The organism is Collinsella sp. WCA1-178-WT-3 (M1), from assembly GCF_009696325.1.
Lineage (GTDB): Bacteria > Actinomycetota > Coriobacteriia > Coriobacteriales > Coriobacteriaceae > Collinsella.
This window is the reverse complement of sequence record NZ_VUME01000006.1, coordinates 105,636-127,601: the sequence shown is the minus strand read 5'-3', so window position 1 is coordinate 127,601 and position 21,966 is coordinate 105,636. Positions and strand designations below refer to the sequence as shown.

The 21,966-nt window shown below is 58.8% G+C and carries 14 protein-coding genes and 2 rRNA genes; 13 read left to right on the top strand and 3 right to left on the bottom strand.

Translation table 11 applies throughout. The annotated features are described in order from the left end of the window. From FYJ40_RS05600 to uvrB, 5 genes are all read left to right on the top strand, one after another. Positions 1 to 97 (top strand): 23S ribosomal RNA (locus FYJ40_RS05600); the annotation flags it as partial. Between the two features lie 145 nt (positions 98 to 242). After that, positions 243 to 358 (top strand): 5S ribosomal RNA (rrf, locus tag FYJ40_RS05595). Between the two features lie 192 nt (positions 359 to 550). Beyond that, the gene (gene coaE, locus FYJ40_RS05590) at positions 551 to 1,192 is read left to right on the top strand and encodes a dephospho-CoA kinase (protein ID WP_154517538.1); all 642 of its coding nucleotides are present in this window, start codon (positions 551 to 553) and stop codon (positions 1,190 to 1,192) included. Next, on the top strand, positions 1,185 to 1,766 hold the full coding sequence (locus FYJ40_RS05585; protein ID WP_154517536.1) for a lytic transglycosylase domain-containing protein: 582 nt from the start codon (positions 1,185 to 1,187) through the stop codon (positions 1,764 to 1,766). Before coaE ends, FYJ40_RS05585 begins: the two co-directional genes overlap by 8 nt. 51 nt (positions 1,767 to 1,817) lie before the next feature. Next, complete coding sequence (uvrB, locus tag FYJ40_RS05580; protein WP_154517533.1) at positions 1,818 to 4,058, top strand: excinuclease ABC subunit UvrB; 2,241 nt, start codon at positions 1,818 to 1,820, stop codon at positions 4,056 to 4,058. 65 nt (positions 4,059 to 4,123) lie between these two features. Here uvrB and FYJ40_RS05575 read toward each other — a convergent pair whose 3' ends face one another. The 3 genes from FYJ40_RS05575 to FYJ40_RS05565 all read right to left on the bottom strand — a co-directional run bounded on the left by FYJ40_RS05575 (position 4,124) and on the right by FYJ40_RS05565 (position 7,947). Further along, a complete protein-coding gene (locus tag FYJ40_RS05575) occupies positions 4,124 to 5,764 on the bottom strand; it encodes an NAD(P)/FAD-dependent oxidoreductase (RefSeq protein ID WP_154517530.1) in 1,641 nt (546 codons plus the stop codon). 80 nt (positions 5,765 to 5,844) lie between these two features. Next, entirely contained in the window at positions 5,845 to 7,116 is a 1,272-nt protein-coding gene (locus FYJ40_RS05570; protein WP_154517527.1) for an NAD(P)/FAD-dependent oxidoreductase, read from the bottom strand. Beyond that, positions 7,117 to 7,947 (bottom strand): Mrp/NBP35 family ATP-binding protein, encoded by an 831-nt coding sequence (locus FYJ40_RS05565; protein ID WP_154517524.1) that lies wholly within the window; start codon positions 7,945 to 7,947, stop codon positions 7,117 to 7,119. Positions 7,948 to 8,207: 260 nt separating this feature from the next. On the opposite strand from FYJ40_RS05565, the gene uvrA reads away from it, so the two are divergent. From uvrA to FYJ40_RS05525, 8 genes are all read left to right on the top strand, one after another. Further along, complete coding sequence (gene uvrA, locus FYJ40_RS05560; RefSeq protein ID WP_154517521.1) at positions 8,208 to 11,087, top strand: excinuclease ABC subunit UvrA; 2,880 nt, start codon at positions 8,208 to 8,210, stop codon at positions 11,085 to 11,087. Positions 11,088 to 11,221: 134 nt separating this feature from the next. Beyond that, positions 11,222 to 11,722, top strand: a complete 501-nt coding sequence (gene ybaK, locus FYJ40_RS05555; protein ID WP_154517518.1) for a Cys-tRNA(Pro) deacylase — start codon at positions 11,222 to 11,224, stop codon at positions 11,720 to 11,722. A 3-nt stretch (positions 11,723 to 11,725) separates the two neighbouring features. Then, entirely contained in the window at positions 11,726 to 14,023 is a 2,298-nt protein-coding gene (murJ, locus tag FYJ40_RS05550; RefSeq protein WP_229770685.1) for a murein biosynthesis integral membrane protein MurJ, read from the top strand. 60 nt (positions 14,024 to 14,083) lie between these two features. Further along, the gene (gene uvrC / locus FYJ40_RS05545) at positions 14,084 to 15,970 is read left to right on the top strand and encodes an excinuclease ABC subunit UvrC (protein ID WP_154517564.1); all 1,887 of its coding nucleotides are present in this window, start codon (positions 14,084 to 14,086) and stop codon (positions 15,968 to 15,970) included. Between the two features lie 364 nt (positions 15,971 to 16,334). Then, complete coding sequence (locus tag FYJ40_RS05540; RefSeq protein WP_154517514.1) at positions 16,335 to 17,942, top strand: ABC transporter substrate-binding protein; 1,608 nt, start codon at positions 16,335 to 16,337, stop codon at positions 17,940 to 17,942. A 157-nt stretch (positions 17,943 to 18,099) separates the two neighbouring features. After that, the gene (locus FYJ40_RS05535) at positions 18,100 to 19,056 is read left to right on the top strand and encodes an ABC transporter permease (protein WP_370450641.1); all 957 of its coding nucleotides are present in this window, start codon (positions 18,100 to 18,102) and stop codon (positions 19,054 to 19,056) included. A 3-nt stretch (positions 19,057 to 19,059) separates the two neighbouring features. After that, a complete protein-coding gene (locus FYJ40_RS05530) occupies positions 19,060 to 21,075 on the top strand; it encodes a dipeptide/oligopeptide/nickel ABC transporter permease/ATP-binding protein (protein WP_154517511.1) in 2,016 nt (671 codons plus the stop codon). Then, entirely contained in the window at positions 21,076 to 21,903 is an 828-nt protein-coding gene (locus FYJ40_RS05525; protein ID WP_154517508.1) for an ABC transporter ATP-binding protein, read from the top strand. It begins immediately after the preceding gene. Positions 21,904 to 21,966 lie beyond the last annotated feature (63 nt).

The following is a 21,966-nucleotide window of genomic DNA, read 5'->3' as shown; positions in this document are numbered from 1 at the left end:
GTAAGGGCCCAGGTAGACTACCTGGTCGATAGACGGCAGGTGCAAGGCTGGCGACAGCCTCAGCCGAGCCGCACTAATCGCCCGAGCTCTTCCGGAACCGCACCTCGCGGCCCGCGGGACCCAGCGCTTGCGCGGTCCGGGCACGAGGATGCCCCCGAGTCAGACCTCTCCTATGCGCCATGCGGCCCCCAGGGCACGTGGATGAGACACCGGATCACCGTAACGGTGGGCGCCGCCCACCGGTCAGCGGCCAGAGCATGGGGGGCACGCCCGGTCCCGTTCCGAACCCGGAAGCTAAGCCCCATCGCGCCGAGAGTACTGCGGGGCCAGCCCGTGGGAGGCCAGGGCGCCGCTGACCGGTGGACGGCACCGAGCCGTGCGCTTGGACTGAGAAGGGGGAGGCCTCGCGGCCTCCCCCTTTTTTGCGCTATATACAAGCTGTGCCTTGTGAACGGACTCTTCCTTTGACTCTCTTACTGTTTGGCTGTTTTTTGAACCGTCGCTTTGTATTTGCGCGATAATTACTCGCATTGACGTTAGGGAGGGCTTGATGTTTACCGTTTTCGTTTTGGGCAATATTGCTTCGGGTAAATCGACTGCCTGCCGCTTTCTGGAATCTCGCGGAGCCCTGCTTATCGATTTAGATGTTCTTGCCAAATCGCTGTACGTACCGGGGTCGGATATCGTCAATGCTCTTGCTGAAGAGTTTGGCTGGGATATTTTGGACGAGGATGGCGGTGTTCGACGTAACGTTCTCGCTTCTCGAGCTTTTGTTTCTCCCGATACGGTTGCAAGGCTCAATAGTATTGTTCACCCCGCTCTCATTGAGCAGCTTTCGCTGAGGATTCTCGATCCTGCTTGCTGTACGGTTTCGTCCCCCCGCTATCCCTTTGCGGCGGTCGAAGTATCTGCTCCGACTGGCTTTGAGGATGCCTTTGGCCTTGCGGATGAAATTATGGTTGTTAGCGCTCCTTTAGCGGTCCGTCGCGAACGCGCTATTCACCGTGGTATGGAGCCATCCGATTTTGATGCTCGCTGTGCTTGCCAACCCGATGAGTCTTCGCTTTGCAGTCTCGCCACGACCGTGATTGATAACGCAGCGGGCGACAGCTCGCTCTTTGAACAACTGGACGCGTGGCTTGCTCGCCATGGCCTTATGGATGCTATGGATAAGGAGACGACAGATGCCTAAGACGCGTTTCTTTACGTGGTATCGCCTTGTGCCGCTGGTTGTCGTTTTCGTCTTTGGCCTTATCTCGCTCGTTTACTCGTGTGCTCCCGCCGCTTTCTTTAAACCGTTCTATCCGATTGACTATGAAGCGTATGTAAAGCAGTCCAGTATTTCGCATAATCTCGATCCGTATCTGGTGTGTGCCGTCATCAAGTCGGAATCAAACTGGGATCCCGAGGCGGAATCAAATCAGGGCGCCCAAGGTCTCATGCAACTTATGCCCGAAACCGCTCAGGATATGATCGCTAAGGGCCTTGTCGACGGGGACGAGTATTCAGCCGATGACCTGAATGACCCCGCTTCGAATATCGAATTTGGGTGCGCGTACCTCTCATACCTGTTGACGTATTTCAATGGGTCGACGGATAGCGCTATTGCTGCTTACAATGCCGGAATGGGCAATGTCGATGGGTGGGCGCAGCAAAACACATCGCTCCATAACGCGATTGCCTTTCCCGAGACGCAAGCCTATTTGATTCGTGTCAATAATGCCTGGGTTCGCTATAAGACCCTCTATCCCGACCGGTTCGTATAGGACTATGCCTGCCGCCTGCGTATACTGCAGATGTATGAGTTAGGAGTGTCCATGGCGGATTTTGAAGTTGAGCGTGTTGGCGGAGAGCTCAAACGTTTTGGCGTTGAGGGCTCTGAGGTACCGTTTGAGGTCGTGTCTCCCTATGAGCCTGCAGGTTCACAGCCTAAGGCCATTGAGTCGCTTGTGCAGGGTGTGAGGGACGGGGACCGCTATCAGGTTTTGCTTGGCGTGACCGGCTCGGGCAAGACCTTTACCATGGCCAAGACCATCGAAGCTCTCGGTAAGCCAACGCTGGTCATGGCCCCCAACAAAACCCTCGCCGCCCAGCTTGCGAGCGAGCTCAAAGAATTCTTTCCCAACAACGCCGTGGTCTACTTCGTCTCGTACTACGACTACTATCAGCCCGAGGCATATGTGCCGCAAAGCGATACGTATATCGAGAAGGATGCTTCGATTAACGAAGAAGTCGAGATGCTTCGACATCAGGCGACCGCCTCGTTGCTTTCTCGACGCGATGTGATTGTCGTTGCTTCGGTGTCCTGCATCTATGGCATCGGCTCTCCTGAGGACTATGCGGGGCTGGCGCCGAATGTCGACAAGAAAGTACCGCTCGAGCGCGATGACTTTATCCATGCGCTCATCGACATTCAGTACGACCGGAACGACTATGACTTGGCGCGTGGCACCTTCCGCGTGCGCGGTGATGTTGTCGATGTGTATCCGCCCTATGCCGAGCATCCGTTGCGATTTGAGTTCTTTGGCGATGAGGTCGAGCTTATCGCCGAAATCGATGAGGTTACCGGTGAGATGCTTCGTGAGTATGAGGCTATTCCCGTGTGGCCGGCATCGCACTATGTGACCGAGAAGCCTAAGGTCAAGGCGGCCTTAAAGTCAATCAGTGAAGAGTGCGAGAAGCGCGTGGCGGAGCTCAAGGCGACCGACAAGTTGCTCGAGGCGCAACGTCTACAGCAACGGACCGATTATGACCTCGAGATGCTCGAGACGATGGGCTTTTGCAACGGCATCGAGAACTACTCGCGTCATCTGGACGGGCGTAAGCCGGGTGAGCCGCCGTTTACCTTGATTGACTACTTCCCCAAGGACATGCTCTGCATCATAGACGAGAGCCACGTGACGGTGCCACAGATTCGCGGCATGCACGAAGGCGACCGATCGCGCAAAGTTACGCTTGTTGAGCATGGTTTTCGCCTGCCCTCGGCGCTCGACAATCGCCCGCTTCGTTTCGATGAGTTTGAGGCGAGAATCCCCCAGTTCATCTATGTTTCGGCAACGCCGGGCGACTACGAGCTGCGGGTGAGCCAAAACGACGTGGAGCAGATTATTCGTCCGACCGGCCTGCTCGATCCCAAGATCGACGTGCGTCCCGTTCGCGGTCAGATTGACGATCTTGAGGATGAGATTCGCGAGCGTGTTGCCCGCAAGGAGCGCGTGCTGGTGACCACGTTGACCAAGCGCATGGCCGAGGACCTGACCGACCATCTACTTGATGCGGGCATTAAGGTCAATTACATGCACTCTGATACGGCGACAATGGACCGTGTCGAGATCCTGCGAACGCTGCGCGAGGGCAAGATCGATGTTCTCGTTGGCATCAACCTGCTTCGCGAGGGCTTGGATCTTCCCGAGGTCTCACTGGTGGCAATTCTCGATGCCGATAAGGAAGGCTTCTTGCGCAACCGTCGTTCGCTGATTCAGACGATTGGCCGTGCGGCCCGTAACGCCGATGGCGAAGTCATCATGTATGCAGACGTTGTGACCGATTCGATGAAAGCGGCCATCGAGGAGACGCAGCGCCGTCGCGAGATTCAGATGGCATATAACGAAGAACATGGCATTGTGCCCAAGACAGTGCGCAAGGCCATCAACGACATCTCAAGTTTTATTGCCGAGGCCGAAAAAACTGTGGGCTCCAAGGGACGCTCGAAGGGCGACTCTCTTGGCCATGGCGCATTCTATACGCCCGATGAGTCGGACGAGGGCGGTGTGCCGGAAACGGTGGCGCCCGAGCAGACACTTGCGGAACAGTTGGAAGAACTACCGCATGACGAGCTTGTGCGGATCGTCGAAACCATGGAAGAGGATATGCGTAACGCTTCTGCCGCCATGGACTTTGAGGAGGCGGCGCGCCTGCGTGATGCTGTCGTTCAGATTCGGGCGATGCTCGAGGGTGCGTCTGAGGACGAGACGATCGAGCGCTTGCGTTCGCAGGCCCGCAAGGGTTCCACGTTCGCATCGGGTAGAAAACGCCAGGGTGCACGGTTTAAGAAATAGCGAACAGGCCCCGAGTTCCCTGTGGAGCTCGGGGCCTGTGTCTTTTGCGCACTGGAATTCGTTCGCTAGAGGTCTGCGATCAGGGCTTCGGCACAACGGATACCGTCGGTGGCCGCGCTCATGATGCCTCCGGCATATCCAGCTCCCTCACCACAAGGGTAGAGGCCCGGGGTCGACACGGCATGGCACGTTCGGTCTCGGGTGACAGTGACCGGTGAGCTCGAACGAGTCTCCACGCCGGTAAGAACGGCATCGGGGCGGTCGTAGCCCCGTAGCTTTTTTCCGAGTAGGGGAAGTCCCAGGCGGAGCGACTCGACGATATGCTGCGGCAGGGCTTTGTCAATTGCCGTCCAGGTCACACCGAGCGGATAGGTGGGCTTTACCTTTCCGGGCGCCTTGCTGGCGCGTCCTGCGAGGAAATCTCCGACGAGTTGTGCCGGTGCGTTCCAGTTGGAACCGCCCAGGCGATAGGCGGCCGCCTCGCAGGCGCGCTGGAGCTCGATGCCGGCGAGCGGGTCATCGTCGGGAAGGTCCTCAGGCGTGACGTTAACGAGCAGGGCGGCATTTGCGTTACGGCCGTCGCGGGCATTGAGGCTGGCGCCGTTGACGCACAGGTGGCCCTGCTCGGAAGAGGCGGCGACAACCTGCCCGCCGGGGCACATGCAAAACGAGAACACGCTGCGGCCGTTGGGAAGATGGGCGACGAGTTTGTAGGGGGCTGCTCCGAGGGCAGGATGTCCCGCCGAGGCTCCATATTGGGCTCGGTCGATGTCGCGCTGCGGATGCTCGATGCGAACGCCCATGGCAAAGGTCTTTTGTGCGAGGGCCACGTCGTGGTCCTTAAGGAGTTCAAAAATATCGCGAGCAGAATGCCCGCAGGCGAGGATGAGGTGCTTTGTCTCAATTGGCTCGTAAGCGGCGTCTTGGGACGATTGGACATCAATACCGGTGATGGCGCCAGACGCGTCGATGCGAATGTCGACGAGTTTTGTTCGATAACGGACGACACCTCCGAGCTGCTCGATGCGCTGGGATATAGCGGTGACAACCGTGGGAAGGATGTCGGAGCCAATGTGCGGCTTGGCATCCCACAGAATATCGCGGGGCGCACCCGCCTCGACGAAGGTTTCGAGGATGAGGCGATGGGCGGGATTTTTGGTTCCTGTATTGAGCTTGCCGTCCGAGAAGGTCCCCGCGCCGCCCAGGCCAAACTGGATATTGCTCTCGGGGTCGAGGATACGCTCCTTTAGAAAGAGGTCGATCGCATGCGAGCGGCGAAATGCCGGGTCGCCGCGCTCGATGAGCAAGGGCTTAAGACCTGCTTCGGCAAGGGTGAGTGCGGCGAAAAGGCCGGCGCATCCGGCACCGACGACGACGGGGCGCTCTTTGGGTGCGCCGGAAACGGGGGAGGGGAATGAAGGCTCATCGTCTTCTATCGCGCGTACGCGCGAGCGGTCACGCTCGGCAACGCTGTCGACCGCTTCTCGCTCGAGGTGGGGACTAGTCAGCTCAACACGAAAGCTCAGGATAAAATGGACGTCTCGTCTTTTGCGAGCGTCGATTGACTTGCGGTGGAGCTCGATGGACTTGATCTCGGAGTCCTTGCAACGCAGGACGCGCTTGGCGAATCGCTTGCCAACAATGAGGCAGGCATTTTCATCGCCGGCTTCATCGAGCGACGCGTTGACTTGGGTGATTTCGATCATCGAGGTCTCCTTAGAGGCAAGAAAGAGGCCGTCCGGTATTCCAGACGGCCCGAATGCGTTTTTGATTATAGACTGTGCGGCTACAGGCTGCTTGCAGCGCGAATGCCCGAGATCCAGGCCCACGCAAGGTTAAAGCCTCCGCAATCGGCGTCGATGTCGAGCGCTTCGCCGCAGACGTAAAGCGGGGCGTCGACAACGCTGCACGCGCGTAGACTGGGTGTTGAGATGCTCTCGACAGATACGCCACCCCGCGTGACCTGCGCCGAGCGCTCCTCGGCTGTTCCCACGACGAGCAACTTAAAGTGCTTGAGGATCGAGACCAGGTGGATGACATCGTCGGAGCCTGGATGGCACTGCTCGAACGCTGTGCAGACGACGCGGGAGAGTTGCGGGGCGAGCATGCCGTCGAGCCAACGGGGATCGCGGGGCGAAAAGCCGCCGAGCAGCTCAACGCGCCTGTTAAGCATATCGAGCAACTCGTCTTTAGAGAGGTCGGGGAAAACGTCGAGCAGGATCGTATCGCCGCGCTGGATACGACGGGAGAGGTTAAAGACAGCGACGCCCGAGATGCCGAAGGTTCGAAACAGCACTTCACCGTCTTCGTGCCAGAGCTCCCTATGGTTACGGGTGAGCGTCAAGCGGGCGCGGACGCGCAGGCCATCCAACGTCTTGAGTGCCGCCCGATCGCCAACGACCGTTGCCGATACGGGGCAGAGGATGGGGCGCAGCGAAGTGAGGGGGAGGCGAAACGTATCGGCGATACCGGTGGGGTTGCCACCCGTGGCGATAATTACGGCGCGCGCCTCCAGGGCCTCGTTCTTGTGAGGGATATCGGCGAGTGCCTTCCGAAGCGAGCGGAGCTCCGATTTTCGGTCGTCGTGCTTTTTTGCCTTGAGTGCCCGCGCTGGACGGTTTATTTGGAGTGCCCAGCCTTCGGAAGCTTTGTGCGCCGAGGCAACGTTGGCTCCGCAGATTAAGGTGATACCCAGGCGGTCGCAAACGTTGAGAAGCGCGTCGCGTACCGATTCGGCGCGAAGGGAGCGCGGGTACAGCCGGCCTTCCTCGGAGGTTGTCATGATGCCCAGCGAGGAGAAGAAACCCATAAGCTCTTGTTCGGGCTGGGGGCCCATGACGGATTCGACGAATGCGGGGTGGTTATACCGCTGTGGTTCAATCGATTCGTTGGAGAGGTTGCAGCGACCGTTGCCGGTCGCAAGGAGCTTAAGGCCGCAGGCGACATCGCGCTCAACGATGCAGGCGCTTTTGCCAGCGCGTGCGGCCGTAATGGCGGCGGCGAGGCCTGAAGCCCCGCCGCCGATTACCAGGACGTCATAGAAGGCGCTCGTGTTCACTTAGGCCTCGTCGGTCTCGTGCGGGGCAATGGCCTCGACGGCAGAGACGGCCTGGGGCAACATGCCGTCGGGCAGCGCGGTCTCGATCTCGCCCTTATCGCAGGCCTCGGCGAGTGCTGGATTAATGGGAAGCTGGCCCAAGATGTCGAGGTTATAGCGCTCTGCGACCTCGGGAAGCTTGCTCTTGCCAAAGACCTCGATCTTCTTGCCGCAGTCGGGGCACTCAATATAGCTCATGTTCTCGACAATGCCCAGAATGGGGACGTTCATCTTCTCGGCCATGTTAACCGCCTTGGCGACGATCATCGAGACCAGATCCTGCGGGCTCGTGACGATGACGATGCCGTCGACGGGCAGCGACTGGAAGACGGTGAGCGCGACGTCGCCTGTTCCCGGAGGCATGTCGACCAGCAGGTAGTCGATGGGGCCCCACGAGGTCTCGCTCCAGAACTGCCTAATGGCGCCTGCGATGACCGGACCGCGCCAAAGGACGGGGTCGGTCTCGTTTTGGAGCAGCAGGTTGGAGCTCATGACCTTGACGCCGTGCTCGGAGATTTCGGGCAGCATAAGGTTGCCAAGGGCATGGACGTGGCGTCCGCTCATACCGAACATCTTGGGGATAGAGGGACCGGTGATGTCGGCATCGAGGACGCCGACCTTGTGGCCGTGACGGGCAAGCTCGGTGGCGATGGCACCGGTGACAAACGACTTGCCGACACCGCCCTTGCCGGAAAGCACGGCGATGACGCGTTTGACCTCGGACAGCGTATTCTCCTCAAATTGCGACGGCAACGTTTGTCCGCCGGCGGCCTGTGCGTGCTCGCAACCCATGTATGACTCCTTTGTATATGTTGGGGCCGGGGCCCCGTGATGTGACATGAGCGTCATTGTACCCTCGTTTGCGAGCGGGAGTCATTTGTGATGTGCGATGGGTAATCGATGGCATTCGAAAGCGTGGGTCGGACACGCAGCATGCGTGCGTCGGACAAAGCTAAAGGTCTGCGAATCTTGTATTACGAACATCTGTGCGCGTCGAGTGCGCTAAACTCATCGGCAGTATGATTCGATGCAATAGGAGGCAAGGAGCTTCCATGTCTGATTCTTCTATCGTTATTCGCGGCGCTCGTGAGCACAACCTCCGTGATATCGATGTTTCCATTCCGCGTGACCAACTCGTGGTCATTACCGGTCTTTCTGGCTCGGGCAAGAGCTCGCTGGCATTTGACACTATCTATGCCGAGGGCCAGCGTCGATACGTCGAGAGCCTTTCGAGCTATGCGCGCCAGTTCTTGGGCCAGATGGACAAACCCGACTTGGATTCAATCGACGGCCTTTCGCCGGCGGTGTCGATCGACCAAAAGACGACGTCTAAAAACCCTCGCTCGACGGTTGGCACCGTAACCGAGATTTATGACTATCTGCGCCTGCTGTTCGCCCGTGTGGGCACCCCGCACTGTCCCGAATGCGGCCGCGTCATTGAGCGCCAGACGACCGACCAGGTTGCCGACAAGGTCTTGGCGGCGGGGGAGGGTCGCCGCGCGTTTGTGCTGGCACCGGTGGTGCGCGGGCGAAAAGGCGAGTACACCAAACTGTTTGAGGACCTTCGCGCCGAGGGCTTTAGCCGCGTGCGTGTCGACGGTGAAGTGCGCTCGCTCGACGATCCAATCGATCTGGACAAGAAGTTCAAGCACGATATCGAGGTCGTGGTCGATCGCATCGTGATCCGTGAGAACTCTCTGGGCCGTATCGCCGAGTCCGTTGAGCAGGCGACCGCGCTGGCTCACGGCAATGTAAATGTGTACATGCTGCCCGATCGTGATGCTCCCGAGGGGACCGAGGGCGAGCTGCTGGAGTATTCGTTGGCCTTGGCGTGCCCGGAGCATGGACACTCCATTGACGATCTTCAGCCGCGTGATTTTTCGTTTAACGCTCCCTATGGCGCATGTCCTGAGTGCGACGGCCTGGGCTTTAAGAAAACCGTTGATGCCGAGGCGCTGATCGAGGACCCCTCGAAGTCCATTGCCGACGGAGTCTTTGGTAGCCTGTTTGGCAATTCGAACTACTACCCGCAGATTTTTGCTGCGGTCTGTAAACACTTTAAGGTAAGCGCCGATACGCCGTGGGAGGACTTGCCCCCTCGCGTGCGTCGTGCATTCTTGGATGGCCTGGGCGATACGAAGATCTCGGTTGACTACCAAAAGCTCGACGGACGTCGTAGCCAGTGGGATACCAAGTTTTCGGGCGTTCGCAACATCCTGTACGAACGCTATACCGAGACGACGAACGAGAACACCAAGGCGCGCTTGGAGAAGTACATTCGCGAGGAACCGTGCTCGAGCTGCCACGGCGCTCGTTTGCGCCCTGAGATGCTCGCCGTCACCGTGGGCGGCAAGTCCATTTACGAGGTTTGTTGCCTGTCGTGCCGTGAGTCGCTCGAGTTTTTTGAGGGCCTGGAGCTCACCGAGCGCCAACAGTTTATCGGCGGGCGCATCGTCAAGGAAATCCTGGAGCGCTTGCGTTTTCTGGTCGATGTTGGACTCGACTATCTGACGCTCGATCGTGCCTCGGCGACGCTTTCTGGTGGCGAGGCGCAGCGTATTCGCCTGGCAACGCAGATCGGCGCCGGCCTCATGGGTGTCCTGTACATTTTGGACGAGCCATCGATCGGCCTTCATCAGCGTGACAACGAGCGCCTGATCAAGACCCTTGAGCGCCTGCGCGATATCGGCAATACCGTCATCGTCGTCGAACACGACGAGGACACGATCCGTGCCGCCGACTACGTGATCGACATGGGGCCCGGTGCCGGCGTCAACGGCGGACACGTAGTCGCGGCGGGAACGCCTGCCGATATCATGGCGTGTCCTGAGTCGATGACGGGCGCTTATCTGACCGGCAAACGAATGATCCGGGTGCCTGATGAACGGCGCAAGCCCGGTCGCGGCTGCCTTAAAATTACGGGCGCTCGAGCTAACAACCTCAAAAACGTTACTGCCAAGATCGAGTTTGGTACGCTTACGGTTGTTACCGGCGTGTCGGGATCGGGCAAGAGCTCCCTGGTTACCGACACCATTGCGCCTGCCCTTACGAATGCTATTCACCGTTCGACGCGCCCTGTGGGTCCGTATAAGAAAATCGAGGGCATCGAGTGTATCGATAAGGTTATCGATATCGACCAGTCGCCGATTGGCCGCACACCGCGTTCCAACCCTGCTACCTATATTGGCCTGTGGGATGATCTTCGCGCGCTGTTTGCGAGTACGCCGGAGTCGAAGGCGCGCGGCTACTCGCCGGGTCGTTTTTCCTTTAATGTGAGTGGCGGGCGCTGTGAGGCGTGCAAGGGCGACGGACAGATCAAGATCGAGATGCACTTTCTTCCCGATATCTACGTTCCCTGCGAAGTTTGCGGCGGTAAACGCTACAACCGCGAGACACTCGAGGTCACCTACCGTGGCAAGACCATCTCGGACGTGCTCGACATGAGCGTCACCGAGGCGCTGGTCTTCTTTGGGAATATCCCGCAGATTAAGCGCAAGCTTCAGACTTTGTATGACGTTGGCTTGGGCTATGTGAGTTTGGGGCAGCCTGCCACGACGCTTTCGGGCGGCGAGGCGCAGCGTGTGAAACTCGCCAAGGAGCTTCATCGACGCCAGACGGGCAAGACGTTCTATATTTTGGACGAGCCGACGACCGGCCTTCATTTTGAGGACGTCCGCCAGCTGCTCGATGTGCTGCAGCGCTTGGTCGATGCGGGCAACACGGTGCTGGTGATTGAACACAACCTTGATGTCATCAAGGTTGCCGACCGCCTGATCGATATGGGTCCCGAGGGCGGCAATGGCGGCGGAACCGTCGTGGTCTCGGGTACGCCGGAGCAGGTCGCGGCATGTTCGCAGAGTTACACGGGCAAGTTCTTGGCACCGCTGCTCAAGCGCGACCGCGAGCGCCAGGCACAACTCGACGCCCAGTAAAGAGACGCCGTCGGACGAGAAGCGCCACCGATTCCTTTCGATTCGGTGGCGCTTCTGTGTGTCGAGATGACGTATGCGGCTAAATTGGACATATACTTAGGCGTTACGTTCGAATGCGAGGGAAGGGACATGCCATGGCAAAGGCTGCAAAGACGCCGAAAACCAATGCGATGCGCGAGCTGGAAAACGCCGGCATCTCCTATATTCTCCATACGTATGAAGACGATGGCGATGAGTCGGTGGGTTTAGGCGTTGCAATTTTGGAACAACTTGGCGAGGAGCCTGGCCAGGGGTTTAAGACCTTGGTTTGCGTGACACCGTCCAACGAACACGTTGTGTGCTGTCTTCCCGTTGCCGACGAGCTTGACCTAAAGGCCGCAGCGCGCGCCGCTGGTGAAAAGTCGCTGACCATGATGCATGTCAAGGACTTGCTTGCCGCGACGGGGTATGTCCGGGGCGGCTGCAGTCCAGTCGGCATGAAAAAACGCTTTCGGACGCTGATCGATGAGACATGCGTCCTTTGGGATACCATTTTTATCTCAGGCGGTAAGCGTGGCTATCAACTTGAGCTTGCCCCCGACGACTTAGTTGCATTTTGCGGGGCGACGGTTGCCCCGATCACGAGAGAGGACTGAGCGATGCCGCAGGAAGAATCGAAGCGCGGAGCTCACTTTGCAAAGGGTTCGGCTTCTCAGACGCCCGCGCCTGAGGCTTCTTCGGTCGATGACCAGATTCGAAACGCTTGGTCCGTTGCTGCAGATCCAGGGGAGACGGCTGTGTATTTGCGTGCCGCCGGTGCCGGTACGGTGCCTCCCCGTACGATTCTCTCTTCGGCTCGTCCCGATGAGACGGCGGTGTTTTTGGCCGCGGCTCAATCCCGTGCCGGACGGATGCCTGACGCCGGGGCGTCTCGTGCGCCGCGTCCCGATGAGACGGCGGTGTTTTTGATGGCGGCTCAGGGAAAGGGCGCACTGCAGGGTGTCCCAGCCGATCGTCCCGCGAGGCCTGCAACCGACGGTGATGGCGAGCAGTTGCTTTTGGATGACGAGTGGTCACCGCTCGGCTCGACCGATCCGGTCGAGGGCGTTGCTGTTGAGGACGATGATTGGGATCCTTTGTCGTTTTCTGGTCGAACCGCTGCCGCCAGGGAAGTTGACACGGTGTTTGGTAATAATGCCGTAGCTAACGATGACGCTTCGTTTGACAACGATGTCACGCCTGTTGACGGAGCTTTTTCTGCCGATGATGCCGTTTTGGTCGACGACCCCTTCGCGATAATCGATGAGCCTGATATCGAGGTTGATTCTCGACAACACACTGAAGTCAGCCCCCAATCACAGGACGACGTAGATGATATGGGCTCGTCGGACTACTCTACGGTTGGCCGTTCTGCCGGCCTCATGACTGCACTGACCATTGTGTCGCGCGTCACCGGGTTTATCCGTACTTGGGCTATGGCTGCCGCCATCGGCATGTCGCTGCTCTCGTCTTCCTATCAGGTCGCCAACAACCTGCCCAATATGCTCTATGAGCTCGTGATGGGCGGTATGTTGGTTACCGCCTTTTTGCCGGTGTACATGGGCGTGCGTCGTGAGCAGGGTCGCGACGCCTCAAACGAATACGTAGGTAATCTGCTCGGCATCCTGCTTTTGCTGCTGGGCGGCATTTCGGTGTTGGGCACCGTGTTTGCTCCGGGCTTTATCTGGACGCAGTCGTTCCTTTCGGGCGATGGCGGAAGCATGGATACCGCTGCATTCATGTTCCGTTTCTTTGCCATTCAGATTTTGTTCTACGGCTTGGGCTCGGTGTTCTCGGGCGTTCTTAACGCGCATCGTGACTACTTTTGGTCGACGTTCGCCCCGGTACTCAACAATGTGATTGTCATTGCGAGTTTTATGGGCTTCGCTCCCGTATCTGCCTGCTTTGGTGAGCAGGCGGGCGTCGTTTTGATTTCGCTCGGCACGACGCTTGGCGTTTTTGTCCAGATGGCGTGCCAGATTCCCGCACTCGGTAAGCATGGTGTCCGGCCTCATATTCATATCGACTTTAAGGATCCTGCACTGCGACAGACGCTCGCGCTCGGCGTCCCGACGTTGCTCGCTACGGTATGCATGTTCGTGTCGACTTCCATTACCAACGCAGCCGCGCTGGTGGTGCAGCCCGAGACCGGTCCTTCTGTAATTGCCTATGCGCGCCTTTGGTACACACTGCCTTATGCCTTGATAGCCGCCTCGCTCTCGACGGCGCTTTATACCGAGCTTTCGCACGATGCCCAGGAAAAGGATTATGACAGCGTGCGCGTTGGTATCTCGCGCGGCGTGGCCCAGATGCTCTTCTTCCTGATTCCTTTCGCGCTATATCTCATTGTGTTTGCCCGTCCGCTCAACATGATTTATTGCGCCGGCAAGTTCGACGAGTCGGGTGTGGCGCTTGTGTCCGAGTTTCTGGTTTATCTGGCGCTCTCCCTGCCACTCTACGGCGTGGTCGTGTTGATGCAGAAGAGCTTCTCGGCGCTGCTCGACATGAAGCCCTATAGCCGCTATTGCCTATACTCTGCCATCGGCCAGGCTGGTTCGGTTCTGCTGTTTGGTGTGGTGCTGGGCTATGGCATGCCTGCGATTGCGATTTCGTATGTTGTCGACTATGTGATTCTGGTCGGCTGTTCGCTGTGGTGGCTGCGTCGTCGTCTGCAGGGTCTTCAGGTTAAATCTATTCTGCACGGCTGCTTCTATGGCCTTTTGCTCGGCGGCCTGGGTGCCGCAGCGGGTGCCGGCGTTTTGTGGGCGCTCGAGAGTTTTGTCGGAGCGCTTGGCGGATCGATTCTTATTACCTTGGGCTATGTTTGCATCGCGGGCATGGTTTCACTTGCCGTGACTTTTGGCCTTGCCGTCCTTCTAAAGATGCCTGAGGTCTCCGCGCTTCTTCGCCGCAGGTAGGCAGTCGTGGCAGGTCATGACAACATTCCAACGCTTGCCGAACAGGTTTCGCGTGTGCCCATGCAGCCTGGCTGCTACCTTTGGAAAGATGCCAAGGGCGATGTCATTTACGTTGGCAAGGCTAAAAATCTGCGCTCGCGCATGCGTCAATATGTGACGCTGCAGGACGAGCGCCAAAAGATTCCACTGATGATGCAGCTGGTTGCGAGCTTTGACTATATCGTTGTCGAGAACGAGCACGAGGCGCTGGTGCTCGAGCGCAACCTGATCGGTCAATACCATCCGTACTTTAATGTCGACCTTAAGGACGATAAGAGCTATCCCTTTATCGCTATCACCAAGAGCGATCTGTTCCCAGCTATTAAATATACTCGTGAGCGTCATAAGCCGGGAACGCGTTATTTTGGTCCCTACACCGACAGCCGCGCGGCGCGCGAGACCATTGATACGCTGCGCAAGGTAATCCCGATCTGCTCGGCTTCTTGTGCGGAATGGCGTCGATGCCGCCGTATCGTCGAGTCCCACAAGGGCGAAGAAGATATCGTCAATATGATTTGCGCTCAAAACGGGCGTCCCTGCTTTGACTTCCATGTTGGCCGCGGCCCGGGGGCATGCGTCGGTGCGATCTCTCCAGCCGACTATGCTAAAAACGTTAAACGCGTCGAGCGATTTTTGTCGGGCCATCGTAAAGATGTCGTTGATGAGCTTACATCCGAGATGACGGACGCCGCCGAAGCGCTCGATTTTGAGCGGGCGGCGCGCGTCAAGCGTCGCTTGGAAGTTATTAGGGGCCTGGACGACCGACAGCAGGTCGTTTTTCCGTCGAGTGTCGATCTCGATGTGATTGGTTTCTATCGAGAAGAGACCATTTCGGCCGCCTGCGTGTTTGTTGTGCGCGAGGGGCGAACGGTTCGAACCTGTGAGTTCATTCTCGATAAGGGCCTGGATGTCGATGAAGAGGAGCTTCAGTCGGGCTTTCTCAAGCGCTATTACGACGAGACGGCTGATATTCCAGCCGAGGTGAACCTTTCCGTCGAGCTTGAGGATGCGGAGGCGCTAGGGGAATGGCTTTCGGACAAGCGCGAGCGTTCCTGTCATCTCCATAGGCCTCAGCGCGGCGAAAAACACCGGTTGCTCGATATGGCATCTAAAAATGCGCGTCATGCCCTCATGCGTTATATGATGCGCACGGGATACGCCGACGATCGCACCAATCGAGCACTCCTGGAGCTTGAGAGCGCCTTGGCGCTACCTGCGCCGCCAATGCGAATCGAGTGCTTCGATATCTCTACGCTTCATGGCACCTTTACGGTCGCCTCGATGGTGGTGTTTACCAACGGCCACGCCGACAAGAGCCAGTACCGCCGCTTTAAAATCCAGGCCGAATTGGACGAGGCGAACGACTTCGTTTCGATGTCCGAGGTTTTGGGGCGTCGCTATGCTCCCGAGCGGATGACCGACGAACGTTTTGGCTCGCGCCCCGATTTGCTCGTTGTCGACGGCGGCAAGCCGCAATTGACGGCTGCAATTAAGCAACTTGAGGCCCTTGGGCTCGATATACCAGTTTGTGGTTTGGCAAAGGCCGATGAGGAGGTTTTCGTGCCTTGGGACGAGACTCCTGTCGTACTTCCGACCGGGTCTGCGTCGCTCTATCTCATCAAGCAGGTGCGCGACGAATCGCACCGTTTTGCCATCACGTTCCATCGCGAATTGCGCGATAAAGCCATGACGGTTTCGGTACTCGATGACGTTCCAGGCGTGGGACCCACTAGAAAACGTGCAATTATGCGCCATTTTGGCTCGATGAAGCGGTTGCGCGCGGCGAGTGAGCAAGAGATCGCGGAAGTTCGCGGCATACCTGCCGATGTTGCCAAGGCGGTCCACGAGGCGCTCGTTGCATGGAATGCCGAGCGCGCCGAGGCCGCGGCTGGCCACTCCGATAGCTAAACACGAGCATAAACAACTGATATACATGATTGCGCGATTTTCAACCATTTATTTCGCCATGATTGCCTGCTGGTTTCGGGTTTTATTAACGCTAAAACGTTTGACTAACCCAAGCGAAAACCCTGCTATCCTGCGGGTTGACGAAGACTGATATCTCACCTCGCCGATACATACTGTCTGCTGTATCGTTTGTCAACGAATTCGGTGAACGGTAGTAAATACCGTTCAAGCGTATGTATGTATCGGTCGCCGAGCGCGGCACCTCAGTTGGGTTTGTCGGTAGGTAAGGTATATATCGTCCGCAAGTTGCGCGGGGGCAAGTTTAGGTGCTCCCGGGTAAGATTCTCTATTGATAGGAGAAGACATGGCCATCATCAATAAGGGTATGTCCAGGCGTTCGTTCCTTGGCCTCACCGGCAGCGTCGCAGCTGTCGCCGGCTTTGGTCTCACTGGCTGCGGTGGTAGCTCTAGCGACGAGGGTTCCGCTCCCGCCGATTCCGCCAACCGTGGCGGCGGCGTGATCACCGCCGGTTCCGCTTACGCTCCGTCCAGCTTCGACCCCGCCAGCACCGGCTCCGCCGTGGGCCTGGGCGCTAACTGGCACGTCATCGAGGGCCTCTACGGCATCGATTACCACGACTACAGCACTTTCAACGAGCTCGCCACCGATGATCCCAAGTCCGTGGACGACACCACCTTCGAGGTTACCATCCGCAAGGGCGCCAAATTCTCCGATGGCACCGAGGTTACCGCTGACGACGTCGTCGCCTCCTACACCGCTTGCGCCGCTTCTGCCACCTACGCTCCGTTCTTCCAGCCTTTCGAGTCCATCGAGGCCAAGGATGCCAGCACCGTGACGGTCAAGACCAAGGTCCCCAACTTCTCCCTGCTCAAGGATCGTCTGGCCATCATTCGCGTTACTCCTGCCGCCCAGAGCGAGGAGGATCGCGCCAAGCAGCCGATCGGCTCCGGCCCCTGGATGTACGATTCTATCTCCGATACCGAGATCACCCTGGTTCCCAACCCCGAGTACAACGGTGAGTATGCTGCCGAGGATAAGAAGATCCAGTACAGTATCCTGACCGACCCCACCGCTCGCGTCACCGCTCAGCAGGAAGGCTCCACGCTCGTCATGGAGCTCGTTACCGCTGACGCCGTCGACCAGCTCGAGGGCGCCGGCTGCAAGATCGACAACGTCCAGGGCTTCGGCACCCGCTTCATCATGTTCAACGTCGCCAAGGAGCCTTGGAACGACGTCAAGGTCCGTCAGGCTGTCATGTATGCGCTCGACACCGAGAAGATGATCAGCAACACCTTCGCCGGCCTTGCTACCGCTGCCAGCTGCTACCTGCCCAAGAGCTTCACCAACTATCATGAGGCCTCCACGGTGTACAAGACCGACGCCAAGAAGGCCAAGAAGCTTATCGAGGAGTCCGGTATCACCCCGGGCGCCATTACCCTGCGCACCACCGATAACGAGCAGATCAAGGGTATGGCTGCCCAGGTCAAGAACGACCTCGACGCTCTCGGCTTCGATGTGACCATCCAGACCGATACTTCGCCGGCCACCTATGCTGCCATCGACGGCGGCGAGGCCTACGATATCCTCCTTGCCCCTGGCGATCCTTCCTGCTTCGGCGCAGACCCCGACCTGCTGCTCAACTGGTGGTACGGCGACAACGTCTGGATGCAGACCCGTTGCCCGTGGAAGGAGTCCGCTGAGTGGCAGAAGCTCCACGGCCTTATGGACGAGGCTCTTGCCGCCGAGGGCGACGAGCAGCAGAAGAAGTGGAACGAGTGCTTCGACATCATCGCCGACAACGCCGTTCTGTACCCCGTTGTCCACGTTAAGACCGTCTCCGCTTCCTGGAACGATCCGTCCACTGCGCCCAACGGCGAGGCCCTCGATGGCTTCAAGGGCATCGGCACGACGAGCATGTCCTTTAAGGGTGTCGCGACCGTCAAGGCGTAAGACTCGCTTGAGTCTATATGCAGGATGTCGGCCGTTGGGACCGTATCCTCATAGTTGAAACAAAGACCCGGGCGGCAACGATGTCGCTCGGGTCTTGTAATGAGTGTCCGTACTCATATACCAGTTGGTCCTACCGACAAAAGAAAGGGGAGAGAACGTGAACAACTTTCTACGTTTGATTGGAAGGCGTCTCGTGGCGCTGCCGATCATGGCATTGGGCGTCACCGTCCTGGTGTTCTTCCTTATGTCGTTCTCCAAGACCGACCCCGCCTACACGGCGTTGGGTGACGGTGCCTCGCCCGAGGCGGTTGCCGAGTACCATGAGAAGTATGGTCTGGACGACCCCTGGCCCGTGCGCTACGTGCGCTATATGGGCAATTTGATCCATGGCGACATGGGCACCTATGGTGCTGCTCGCAACTCCGTTGCCAAGCGCATCTCCACGGCCCTACCCGTCACGATGCAGCTGACCTTCATCGGTCTTGCCATCGGTGCGGTCGTATCGTTTTTGCTCGGCGTCATCGCGGCACTGTATCGCGATAAATGGCCGGACCAAGTGATCCGCGTCTTTTCCATCGCCGGCTTGGCAACCCCGTCGTTCTGGCTTGCCGTTCTGTTGATCCTGCTGTTCTCTTCCTACCTTAAGGTACTCCCGGCATCGGGCGCCCTGCCGCACTTCACCACGAATCCGGCTGGCTATCTGGGACGCATGATCATGCCCGCCATCGCCTTGGCATTTCCGCTGACGGGTCAGATGACTCGTATCGTGCGTACCGCCATGGTCGAGGAGCTCGACAAGGACTATGTCCGTATGGCTCGCGGCGCCGGCGTTCCCGAGAAGGTCGTCGTCGGCATCAACGTTCTTCGCAACGCGCTGATCACCCCGGTCACCACCCTCGGTCTTAAGATTGGCTATCTCATGGGCGGCGCCGTCGTCATCGAGGTTATCTTCAACCTCCCCGGCATGGGTACTGCGATCCTGCAGGGCGTTCAGGGCAACGAGGCGAACCTGGTTCAGGGCGTCGTCATCGTCGTTGCTCTTGCCTTCATCATCATCAACATCGTGGTTGACATGCTCTACCTGCTCATCAACCCGCGCATCAGGACGGTGTAGATTATGGTAAAGATTCGAGAGAAGCAAACCGAGCAGCTCGAGAAGGCTGCCTCCAAGGGGCTCAAGCTCGGTGGCTGGAAGAAGATGACGCTGTCTTCTAAGATTGCCGCCATCGTGCTGGTGCTGGTCGCCCTGACTGCGATTCTTGCCCCCCTGCTTGCCCCCTATAGCCCGGTCGAGATCTTTACGGCTCGCCAGGCTCCCGGCAACGGGTTTATCTTCGGAACCGACGACAAGGGCCGTGACATCCTTTCGCGTATGCTCTACGGTGGCCGTTACTCGCTGATCATCGGCTTTGGTGCTACCGCTATGGCTCTGGTCTGTGGCTCCGTTGTCGGTGCTCTTGCTGCGGTTTCGCGCAAGGCCGTCTCCGAGACGATTATGCGCATCCTGGACATCATCATGTCTGTCCCGGGTATCGCCCTCGCAGCCGTCTTCGTTTCCATCCTGGGCAACTCCGTGCCGTCGATTATCTTTGCGATCGGCTTTATGTACACCCCGCAGATCGCCCGTATCGTGCGTGCCAACATCGTATCCGAGTACGGTGAGGACTATGTCCGCGCGGTCATCGTCTCCGGCGCCAAGGCTCCGTGGATTCTGATCAAGCACGTTCTTCGTAACTGCATTGCCCCGATCATGGTCTTCACCGTCACCCTGGTCGCCGACGCTATCATCTTCGAGGCTTCGCTGACCTTTATCGGCGCTGGCATCCAGGAGCCCACTGCTACGTGGGGCAACATCCTCGCCGACGCCCGCGGTGGCGTGCTCGCCGGTCGTTGGTGGCAGGCGCTGTTCCCGGGTCTGGCCATCATGATCACCTGCCTGGCGCTCAACATCCTCTCCGAGGGCATTACCGACGCTATGGCCGCTGCTCCTTCCGCCGCCCTGGATCCGACCGATTCCTCCAAGCGCCGCGAGGCCGACCTGCTGGTCTCCGACCCCGTTCGCGCCTACAAGGAGCAGGCCCAGTCCCTGTCCGCCCGTCTTGGCGCCCTGCGCGATGTCGAGCTTAAGCGTAACGACCGCCATGTGCCCGATGAGTCCGTTGAGCCGATTCTTTCGGTCCGCGATTTCTGCATCCAGTTTGAGCATCACGGTGATATCAACGTGGTCGACCATGTCAACTTTGACGTCCGTCCCGGCCAGACCATGGGCCTGGTAGGCGAGTCCGGCTGCGGTAAGTCCATCACCACGCTGGCCATCATGGGCCTGACCGATGAGGACGAGCATCTTTCCGGCGAGGTCCTCTGGGAGGGTCGTGACCTGCTCAAGATGAGCAAGAAGGAGTGGTTCGGCCTGCGCGGTACCGATATCGCCATGGTCTATCAGGACGCCCTGTCTTCGCTCAACCCCTCTATGCTCATCTCCGCCCAGATGAAGCAGCTCACCAAGCGTGGCGGCACCCGCAGCGCCGAGGAGCTCCTGGAGCTCGTCGGCCTCGATCCCAAGCGCACGCTCGAGAGCTATCCGCACGAGCTTTCCGGTGGACAGCGTCAGCGCGTTCTGATCGCTATGGCCCTTACCCGCGACCCCAAGCTGGTCATCTGCGACGAGCCCACGACCGCTCTGGACGTTACCGTCCAAAAGCAGGTCATTAAGCTGCTCAACGATCTTCAGGCCAAGCTCGGCTTTGCCATGATCTTCGTTTCGCATGACCTGGCGTTGGTCGCCGAGGTCGCCCATAACATCACGGTTATGTACGCCGGTCAGGTTATCGAGCAGGCGCCCACCAAGGAGCTGCTCACCAACCCGATTCACGAGTACACCCGCGGTCTTCTGGGTTCCGTTCTGTCCATCGAGAGCGGTTCGGGTCGCCTGCACCAGGTGCCCGGCGCCGTCCCCAGCCCGCGCGATTTCCCCAAGGGCGATCGCTTCGCGCCCCGCTCAAGCCATCCGCACATCGGCCTGGACACCCGTCCGGTCTTCAAGCGCGTGCCCGGCACCGAGCACTTCTATTCCGAGCTCCCCGATGAGGTGCTCAAGGCAAATGGTTTGACCCCTCATGCGGAGGTGATGTAGATGAGCGAGACTGCGGTCAACGGCGTCGAGCCGATTATCTTCCTTGACGATGTCCACGTCACCTTTAGGACCCGTACCGGTTCGATCCTGCACCCCAATCTGGTTCATGCCGTCCAAGGCGTGACCATTAAGCTCATGCCCGGTCAGACGATCGGCATCGTCGGCGAGTCCGGTTGCGGCAAGTCCACCACTGCTAATGTCATGTGCGGCCTGCAGGCCCCCACGAGTGGCAAGGTCTACTTTAAGGGCAAGGACGTCACCAAGCGTACTGCCGAGGATCGTCGTCACATGGGCCGCGTCATCTCGGTCGTGTTCCAGAACCCCGCGACGGCACTCAACCCTCGCATGGTCGTTCGTGAGCAGCTGCTCGATCCCATGCGCGTCCACAACCTGGGTACCGAGGCCGAGCAGGAGAAGCGCGTTAAGGAACTCCTGGAGCTCACCGGTCTGCCCAGCTCTGCCGCCGAGGTTCTTCCCGGCCAGCTTTCGGGCGGTCAGCGCCAGCGCGTGGCAATTGCCCGTGCCCTGTCGTTGAACCCTGACGCCATCATCGCCGACGAGCCCACCTCGGCTCTGGACGTTTCGGTCCGCGCGCAGATCCTCAACCTGTTGACCGATCTTAAGAAGGAGCTCGGCCTGGCTATGGTGTTCATTAGCCATGACATCCAGACGGTCCGCTACATCTCTGACGACATCATCGTCATGAACGGCGGCAAGATCGTCGAGCAGGGCGAGGCCAAGCAGGTCTTCCAGAACCCGCAGGACCCCTACACCAAGATGCTGCTCGGTGCTGCGCCGTCGCTGCTGCACCCCAAGCTTGGCGAGTAGGTTCGCTTTCCCTCCTGTGCGCCCGGCTCCCTTGCCGGGCGCACCCTCGTTGCGATTTCGAAA

Excerpts from the sequence above, each read along its gene's own strand:
- coaE (WP_154517538.1), top strand. The coding sequence starts at position 551 with ATGTTTACCGTTTTCGTTTTGGGCAATATTGCTTCGGGTAAATCGACT.
- FYJ40_RS05585 (WP_154517536.1), top strand. The coding sequence starts at position 1,185 with ATGCCTAAGACGCGTTTCTTTACGTGGTATCGCCTTGTGCCGCTGGTT.
- uvrB (WP_154517533.1), top strand. The coding sequence starts at position 1,818 with ATGGCGGATTTTGAAGTTGAGCGTGTTGGCGGAGAGCTCAAACGTTTT.
- FYJ40_RS05575 (WP_154517530.1), bottom strand. The coding sequence starts at position 5,764 with ATGATCGAAATCACCCAAGTCAACGCGTCGCTCGATGAAGCCGGCGAT.
- FYJ40_RS05565 (WP_154517524.1), bottom strand. The coding sequence starts at position 7,947 with ATGGGTTGCGAGCACGCACAGGCCGCCGGCGGACAAACGTTGCCGTCG.
- uvrA (WP_154517521.1), top strand. The coding sequence starts at position 8,208 with ATGTCTGATTCTTCTATCGTTATTCGCGGCGCTCGTGAGCACAACCTC.
- ybaK (WP_154517518.1), top strand. The coding sequence starts at position 11,222 with ATGGCAAAGGCTGCAAAGACGCCGAAAACCAATGCGATGCGCGAGCTG.
- murJ (WP_229770685.1), top strand. The coding sequence starts at position 11,726 with ATGCCGCAGGAAGAATCGAAGCGCGGAGCTCACTTTGCAAAGGGTTCG.
- uvrC (WP_154517564.1), top strand. The coding sequence starts at position 14,084 with ATGCAGCCTGGCTGCTACCTTTGGAAAGATGCCAAGGGCGATGTCATT.
- FYJ40_RS05540 (WP_154517514.1), top strand. The coding sequence starts at position 16,335 with ATGGCCATCATCAATAAGGGTATGTCCAGGCGTTCGTTCCTTGGCCTC.
- FYJ40_RS05530 (WP_154517511.1), top strand. The coding sequence starts at position 19,060 with ATGGTAAAGATTCGAGAGAAGCAAACCGAGCAGCTCGAGAAGGCTGCC.
- FYJ40_RS05525 (WP_154517508.1), top strand. The coding sequence starts at position 21,076 with ATGAGCGAGACTGCGGTCAACGGCGTCGAGCCGATTATCTTCCTTGAC.